The organism is Ohtaekwangia sp. (genome assembly GCF_036568665.1).
In the GTDB taxonomy this organism is placed as follows: Bacteria; Bacteroidota; Bacteroidia; order Cytophagales; family Cyclobacteriaceae; genus Ohtaekwangia.
The window spans coordinates 1-7591 of record NZ_DATCSD010000010.1 but is presented as its reverse complement, the minus strand read 5'-3'; the positions used below and the strand labels follow the sequence as shown (position 1 = coordinate 7591).

8 protein-coding genes and 1 pseudogene are annotated in these 7591 nt (G+C 43.9%); all 9 read right to left on the bottom strand.

Going from position 1 to position 7591, the window contains the following annotated elements:
• Positions 1–28: 28 nt before the first annotated feature.
• A complete protein-coding gene (locus VIN08_RS00335) occupies positions 29–1318 on the bottom strand; it encodes a Gfo/Idh/MocA family oxidoreductase (protein ID WP_331958501.1) in 1290 nt (429 codons plus the stop codon).
• 120 nt (positions 1319–1438) lie between these two features.
• Positions 1439–2671: a M48 family metallopeptidase gene (locus tag VIN08_RS00330; RefSeq protein ID WP_331958498.1), complete on the bottom strand. Its 1233-nt coding sequence runs from the start codon at positions 2669–2671 to the stop codon at positions 1439–1441.
• A 53-nt stretch (positions 2672–2724) separates the two neighbouring features.
• Positions 2725–3249: a hypothetical protein gene (locus VIN08_RS00325; protein ID WP_331958496.1), complete on the bottom strand. Its 525-nt coding sequence runs from the start codon at positions 3247–3249 to the stop codon at positions 2725–2727.
• Positions 3250–3291: 42 nt separating this feature from the next.
• Entirely contained in the window at positions 3292–3615 is a 324-nt protein-coding gene (locus tag VIN08_RS00320) for a DUF2892 domain-containing protein (RefSeq protein ID WP_331958493.1), read from the bottom strand.
• 73 nt (positions 3616–3688) lie between these two features.
• Positions 3689–4141: a hypothetical protein gene (locus VIN08_RS00315; protein WP_331958490.1), complete on the bottom strand. Its 453-nt coding sequence runs from the start codon at positions 4139–4141 to the stop codon at positions 3689–3691.
• Positions 4142–4153: 12 nt separating this feature from the next.
• Complete coding sequence (locus VIN08_RS00310) at positions 4154–5305, bottom strand: Gfo/Idh/MocA family oxidoreductase (protein WP_331958488.1); 1152 nt, start codon at positions 5303–5305, stop codon at positions 4154–4156.
• Positions 5306–5508: 203 nt separating this feature from the next.
• Positions 5509–6840, bottom strand: a complete 1332-nt coding sequence (gene argH / locus VIN08_RS00305) for an argininosuccinate lyase (RefSeq protein ID WP_331958485.1) — start codon at positions 6838–6840, stop codon at positions 5509–5511.
• 21 nt (positions 6841–6861) lie between these two features.
• Positions 6862–7428 (bottom strand): cysteine hydrolase family protein, encoded by a 567-nt coding sequence (locus VIN08_RS00300; RefSeq protein WP_331958482.1) that lies wholly within the window; start codon positions 7426–7428, stop codon positions 6862–6864.
• A gap of 7 nt (positions 7429–7435) precedes the next feature.
• Positions 7436–7591 (bottom strand): annotated as a pseudogene (locus tag VIN08_RS00295) (acetylornithine deacetylase); the annotation flags it as partial.

Below are 7591 nucleotides of genomic sequence, written 5' to 3'. Positions count from 1 at the left end.
TTCACAAAGATTAACTATAGCTATATAACTATACAGGGTATGTCCACTCTCCCCTATAGGCACGGCTTAATAACTTATTTGCTTCAGCATCGTGTTCAATTATGCCTTTCTCTCCATTCCAGTCAACGCTTCTGCCGAGTTTCCAACTGAGCATTCCGAGCAAGCTCATGTTGGTTGAACGCTGACCTATCTCGATATCGCATACCGGTAATGTATTGGTCTTGATCGACTGCAGAAAATTAGACCAGAGTCCGGCTATATTTTGTTGATCAGGTTCATCCAGTGAAGGCTCCTGGTGAATAATCTGCTTCTTTGTATCCGATGGATAGAATGTCCAGCCATCAAGCCACCCCATGTGGAACGTTCCTTCCGTGCCATAGAAATAGCAACCTATATTTGTTTTCTCTGCTTCATTACCCGCATAGAAGCGATGCTCCCATGTAGCTATAAAAGACTCAAACTCAAAATTAACGGTCTGGGTATCGGGCGCATCGGTACTATCTTCCCGTATAAACCTGCCTGCTGACGAAAATACTTTCTTCGGATGCTTCTCTTCCGTCCACATTAAGATCTGATCCATCCAATGTATACCCCAGTCACCCAGTTGACCATTCGCATAATCGAGATGCGAACGAAACCCTTTGGGATGAATTGTTTTGTTATAAGGATTCAACGGAGCAGGACCACACCACATATTCCAGTCAAGTCCGGCAGGAGGTTCACTATCGGGTGTCCTGGTACCAGCACCTCCGGGATAATGTACAAAGGCTCGTACCATCCCTATCTTTCCGGCTTTGCCTGATTTCAAAAACTGCATACCCGATACGTTGTGAGGCGATACTCTTCTGTGTGTGCCTACCTGCACGATACGTTGTGTATTGCGCGCAGCCGCCACCATCGCTTTACCTTCATTGATCGTGTGGCAGATCGGCTTCTCTACATATACATGTGCGCCTGCTTCCATGGCTGCTATCGCTATTAATGGATGCCAATGATCAGGCGTAGCTACGATAACAATCTCCGGCTTCTCTTTGCTTAACAACTCGCGGTAATCACGATACTGCTTTGGCGTTTCTCCACTCAGTTTCTTTACCTCTTCTGCAGTCTTCGCTAACTGACTGGCATCTACATCGCATAACGCTACAATTTTACTTTCGCCTGCCTGAATCGCACAGCGAAGTATATTGCCTCCCCACCAGCCAGTGCCAATGAGTGCTGTCCTATATTTTTTGTCTTTGCCTATAACATGTATAAGCGGAGCAGCAACCCAGGCAGTACCGGTTGCTGCAGCAGTTTTTATAAATTGTCTGCGATGCATGCAATGTTTTAGAATAGCGTCTGATACTGGTATATATACTTCTCACCTATCGCTCAGCACAGATCCAACGGCCGTAATCAAGATACTGCATTTCACTCGAAACATCACACGCTTTTCTTATCAGCGGTTAATGGCTTCCAGACGTTTCAATAACGGAGGATGAGAGTAATGAAAGAACACATACCAGGGATGTGGATACAGATCACTCAGACTATCTACTGACAACTTCTTCAGGGCATTGGCCAAGGCAGTGCCATTATACGTTTGCTTCGCGTAAGCATCGGCCTCAAATTCGTTCTTGCGACTCAACATACTCATCAGCAAACCGGTTATGCCTGATACCGGTGAAAACAAAATGGCAAAGGCAATCAGGTTCAGATGTATAGCCTGCTGCGAGCCTCCCAGCGCAAGCGAAAGATTTTCATTGAAGATCATCTGCGAAAGCACAAAGAGCATGAATACAATTTGCACCACCGATAATATATAGCTCCAAACAATGTGCTTCTTCTTGAAGTGTCCCACCTCATGAGCCAATACGGCCACCAGCTCATCCGTTGTGTGATTGTTAATCAGTGTATCGTATAATACAATTTTCTTTTTCTTTCCAATGCCAGAGAAAAATGCATTGGCTTTACTGGAGCGTTTTGATCCGTCAATAACAAAAATGTTATCCAGCGGAAAATTTACTTTACGGGCAAACGATTCGATAGCTGACTTCAGCTCGCCTTCCGGAAGAGGCGTGAGCTTATTGAACAGCGGAAGAATTACTGATGCATAAAACATGTTCATCAGCAGTATAAATGTACAGGCAATCAGAGCAAACCATATCCAGAAATCAGGGCCAATGGTCTTCACCAGGTATATCAGCACAGCTAATAATATACCACCGATCAAACCACCCAGTATATATCCTTTGATCTTATCCGCTATAAATGTCTTTACGGTAGTCTTATTGAAACCGTATTTCTCTTCGATCACAAATACCCGGTGCCACTGAAACGGGATCGTGAGTATATCCGAAACGATCATGATGATACCAAAGAAAACCAGCGCCAGTATAATTTCATTGCCGATAAAGTTACGCATCAAAGTATCGAGCCAGCCAAAGCCACCGGTTACCAGCATAATTGCAGAAAGTAAAAAGCTGAAGCCCGAGGTAATAAAAGAAAAATTAGTAAGCTCGCGGTGATAGCGAAGTGACGTTATATACTTCGCTCGATCATAGAATGCGGCTATCTCATCCGGAATTTCTTCACGCTGTGATTTGAGATTGATATAATCTAACACCTGATCAAAAATATAGCTGATCACCGTTATTGCCAGAATGATATAAAGAATTGTTTGCGGCTGCATGTTATTAGAAACTTAGCCGCAAAAATCATCAAGTTTTACGAGTTAACCAACCGTCAGTCTTTATCCTTCTTTTTGGATTTCTTTTTACGCTTATCAGTATCTGCCGATTTGTTTTCGGCCTTGCTCTTCTCATCCGGCTTCCCTGCTTTTACTGAACTACTGGCACGTGCACTTTTTCGTGGTGGAGGTGAGCCTGCCATGTTATAGGAGCTTCGCTGAACGGTATTGGTGCCATCGCGTTGTTTACCATTATCTCCAGACAATTGACTGGGTGAACCTGCAGAACTTGTGCCGGCATCAAAGGCGGGTATATTAGGTGAGCGCTGCGAGCTATCGCGAACATTTTTAGCGCTGCCGGTATTTGTACCACTCTTTGTTCCGGACGTATCGACCTGCGCTCCTTTATTCCGGTTTTTATTCAACTCAATCTCCAGCATCTCTTTGCTATTCGGCTTCGCCTGACTTTGGTTGATGGTTGGCCTTCTGCTGTTGGTACGTTTACTGGAATCACTCACCTGCGCCTGCACCGATAATATACCTGACGATACTATTATACAAAAAACAAATATACCTTTCATGTTCCCTCCTCACTTTGTTTACAACCACACATTCCCCTTGTTCTATTCTGCTACTACTTTAAATGTACCGGTAGCTTCAGATATACCCATGCCTCCATGCTTACCTTTTTGAAGCAATGCATTCACAGCACAATAACCCGTTATACCCCGCGCCAACAAATAAGCACCTCCTAAAATAGAAGATATACCTTTACCTTTACCAAAATGTCTCACACCACTTATTGTTAATGCCAATCCACTGATTACAGAGATAGCACGCTCTGCGGGATTCACGTTGGTGATCGTAGATACCGATACAACCAATGTTGGTGCTGATGACACTTCTTCAGATGCTATAGTAGTTTGTTTCATAATCGTTGCTTTCATTATCCTATATCTTACATCCTGAATGTCTGCAGATATATACTCATACCTGCAGCATTCAGAGATACTATATATATTATCGCATCGGATCCTCTTCCAGGTTTTCCTGGCGGTCGCCCCCTACGCTATAGGAATTATTCTCCTCATCTTCGGAGCCTATAGCCTCGTCACGGTCATCGAGCTCACTTCCGGGTATATCCAGATCGCGGGCAGCAAAGTCTACAGGCCACCTGCGATGCTTAAGTTGTTCATCATCGCCCAGATCCAGGCTCAGGTCTTTCGGACCTAAAGCTTCTTTATCCTCTTTCGTCAGATTAGATTTATCATCCAACGGTCGGGCTGGAGCATCCTCAACTATTTCCGCAGACGTTGCCCGCGAAAGACTGAGATCATCCAGGTCTACATGAACACGCTCTGCCTCGTTCACAGGATTCATAATATCCTCGCTTGGTGGATATTCGCCCGGAAGCTTTTTCGCTCCCTTGTGCTTTGTCTCCTTGTTTTCCGTACTCGCTTTATTATTTCTCATAGCATTACATTTTTAAAGGTTCTTCAATTCAATACGCTTGCCTGTTCGCGCCGCTTCATATATAGCCATTAAAATCTTTACATCGCGAAGCCCCATTTCTCCGGGCACTTTACTTTTTTTATTCTGCAATACACACGTTGCAAAATCATCCATTTGCAATGCCTGCTGATTGACGTGAGGCAAATCAAGTTTACCTTTGGCTGTCTCGCCTTTTATACCTTTATACTCATACGCTGGCTCCAACTGAAACCATCCGCGTTCAGCATCTGCCCGCAGAAAATTCATTTCATCGGCATAACTGGTTTCACAACTTGCTATAGCACCTCCCGCAAAATCAAATTGCCATGATAACGACTGCTCCACTTCACTGAATCGCTTCATGTCCGTCTTAGGTCCTTCTTTTGCCGTAACAGCGATCGGATATTTACCCATGGTATATAACACACCTTGCACACAATATATACCTACATCCATCAACGGACCTCCGCCAGCCATTTTCTTACTAAGCCGCCACACATTGGGTTCTATATCCATACCATCGCGGGCGGTGACCAGCTTTATTTCACCGTAGGTTTTCTTTGTACCAAGTTCGGCCATCGTAAGATTGTACGGTTCAAAATGCAATCTATAGCCGATGGACAATAAACGACTGGCATCTTTACAAGCCTTGATCATATCTTCACATTCCTGCACGGATACAGCCATTGGCTTTTCGCAGATAACATGCTTGCCTGCTTTTGCTGCACGGATCACATATTCTGCATGCATGGAGTTGGGCAGCACAACATATACTATATCTATATCCGGATTATTTTTGATCGAATCAAAATTCTGATAATCATATATATTCTTATCAACAAGACTATATTTGCTCTTCCACTTTTCTGCTTTCTCCGGAGTTCCCGTTACAATACCAACCAGCTTGCAACGCTTTGTTTCCTGTAGTGCCGGGGCCAGTTGTTCCGTGCTATATTTACCAAGACCAACCAATGCAATACCCAGTTGCTTCTCCGGCTGCTGAATCCCGGCCGTTGCCGGTAATTCTTCTCTAAAAGAAAAACTGTTTGCCGTTTTAGCTGAAAAAGCAAACAGCGATGTTCCGATCGCCCCGGACACATGCTGAATAAATTTTCTGCGACTCGTAGAAATATTGGTAAAGTTCATGCAGCAATGGATTGATTTATATCAGAAAGTAAAAACCATGCCCGTTGATTCAGCAATAGCGTGAAGCACAATTTATACGTAACATTCCAACGGTAACAGCAGCATGTAAAATCGCTGATGAAATTCTACACTTACAGTAAAAAAGAAAGCGCTGCTAATACATCAGGTCCGCAGCGCTTGCGCTAATATTTTTCTACCAGGATTTATGAAACGAGTTTCTGCACAGCTTCCTCCGCATCGGTAAAGCGGAATGAAGCAAGTGTCTGTTGCATCATAGTATTGATAGCTTCTGTTCCGGGATTACCAATGCTTCCTTCATGCGTATGATGCACGGTAGTCTGAGGATTATAATTACCCTGCTCAATATCAAAACCCACTTTTTTGTAAGCATCACGGAAAGGTATACCTGCCAATACCAACCGGTTTACTTCCTCTACACTAAAGAGAAATTTATACTTCTCGTCTGCGAGTATATTTTCTTTTACACTGATGTTCGACAACATCAGTTGCGCCATGCGTAAACATTCTTTCAATCGCTGTATAGCCGGGAATAAAATTTCTTTCAACAACTGCATATCGCGATGATATCCGGAAGGCAGGTTTACGGTTGACATTGCTATATCATTGGGAAGTGCTGCCAACTGATTGCAACGTGCGCGGATCAACTCAAACACATCGGGATTTTTCTTGTGCGGCATAATACTCGAACCCGTAGTAAGCTCATCCGGGAAACTGATAAAGCCAAAATTCTGATTCAGGAACAGGCACGCATCCATCGATAATTTACTTAGTGTAGAAGCTATATTAGACAAGGCTGAAGCAACAATGCGCTCTGTTTTACCTCTCCCCATTTGCGCATATACTACATTATAGTTAAGATCTTCAAATCCAAGCAACTTCGTGGTCATGGTTCTATTCAAGGGAAATGAAGAACCATACCCCGCTGCTGAACCCAATGGATTTTTGTTTACTACCCGATACGCTGCCTGCAAGGTGATCACATCATCTACCAGACTTTCTGCGTATGCTCCAAACCACAACCCAAATGAGGATGGCATGGCGAGTTGAAGATGCGTATAACCCGGGAGAAGGTGATCTTTATACTTAACGCTTTGCACCTGTAATAAGTCGAAGAGATTCTTTACCTCTGCTGTTACCTCTTTTATCTCGTGGCGCAGGTATAATTTTATATCGACCAGCACCTGGTCGTTACGCGAGCGGCCACTGTGAATTTTCTTTCCAACATCGCCTAACGTTTTGGTAAGTTCAAGTTCTACCTGCGAGTGTATATCTTCAACACCTTCTTCTACCTTGAACGTTCCTTCGCTGATGCGCTTGTATATATTCTTAAGTTCGGCAGAAAGTATGGCAAGTTCATTCTTCTCCAACAAGCCGATGGACTCCAGCATGGTGATGTGTGCGAGCGAGCCCTGCACATCGAACGGAGCCAGAAACATATCCATCTCCTGGTCTCTTCCCACGGTAAACTTCTCTACTTCCTTGAGCGATGCTTTATCTTTTTGCCAGAGTTTCATATACTATATTTTCACAAGTCGTTATATCGGTATAATCAGCGAGGCCAATACCTCATCTGTCGTGCGAATCGAGGCGTATTCGTCTTTTAAGTGTGATAAAGATAAGGTGTGAACCTGTTGCGAGCTATAGTGCGTTCCATCGATCGCTATCTTATCAAATGCTGCTGTCGCATCAGACACTACTATATTTTTATATCCCAAATCACCCGCCATGCGTGCCGTTGCCTCCACGGAATTATTGGTTACAAAACCGGTGATCACAAGTTCATCTATACCTATATCTTGCAAAGTCTTGTGCAGATCGGTTCCTATAAATGCACTGGTCGCTGACTTTTGAAAGATCTTTCCGACAGCATATGGCTTCACAAAATCTTTCAGCTCATTGCCGGTATATCCCGGCCTGAATGGTGATGCCGGAGAAACGGAACAATGCTGCACAATTATTACGGGCAAATCATTTTTCTTCCAGGCTTTCAGCAACAGTCCTATATTTTCTTCAGCCTCCGGATTATTACGATTGCCTCCCCAGTGGCTTGCTTCATCTATACCGTTCTGAACATCAATCACGATCAGCGCAGGCTTTCTCATACCTATACTATAGGATCACTTCGTTGAGTACCTTGATATAAGTATCTATACCTTTCTTAATCTCATCGGCATAGATAAATTCATCGGCTGTGTGCGATCGGGCTGAGTCGCCAGGCCCCATCTTTACGGAAGGTGCCGGTATCAAAGCCTGATCGGATGTTGT

Coding starts and splice junctions, on each gene's coding strand:
- VIN08_RS00335 (WP_331958501.1), bottom strand. CDS start 1,318: ATGCATCGCAGACAATTTATAAAAACTGCTGCAGCAACCGGTACTGCC.
- VIN08_RS00330 (WP_331958498.1), bottom strand. CDS start 2,671: ATGCAGCCGCAAACAATTCTTTATATCATTCTGGCAATAACGGTGATC.
- VIN08_RS00325 (WP_331958496.1), bottom strand. CDS start 3,249: ATGAAAGGTATATTTGTTTTTTGTATAATAGTATCGTCAGGTATATTA.
- VIN08_RS00320 (WP_331958493.1), bottom strand. CDS start 3,615: ATGAAAGCAACGATTATGAAACAAACTACTATAGCATCTGAAGAAGTG.
- VIN08_RS00315 (WP_331958490.1), bottom strand. CDS start 4,141: ATGAGAAATAATAAAGCGAGTACGGAAAACAAGGAGACAAAGCACAAG.
- VIN08_RS00310 (WP_331958488.1), bottom strand. CDS start 5,305: ATGAACTTTACCAATATTTCTACGAGTCGCAGAAAATTTATTCAGCAT.
- argH (WP_331958485.1), bottom strand. CDS start 6,840: ATGAAACTCTGGCAAAAAGATAAAGCATCGCTCAAGGAAGTAGAGAAG.
- VIN08_RS00300 (WP_331958482.1), bottom strand. CDS start 7,428: ATGAGAAAGCCTGCGCTGATCGTGATTGATGTTCAGAACGGTATAGAT.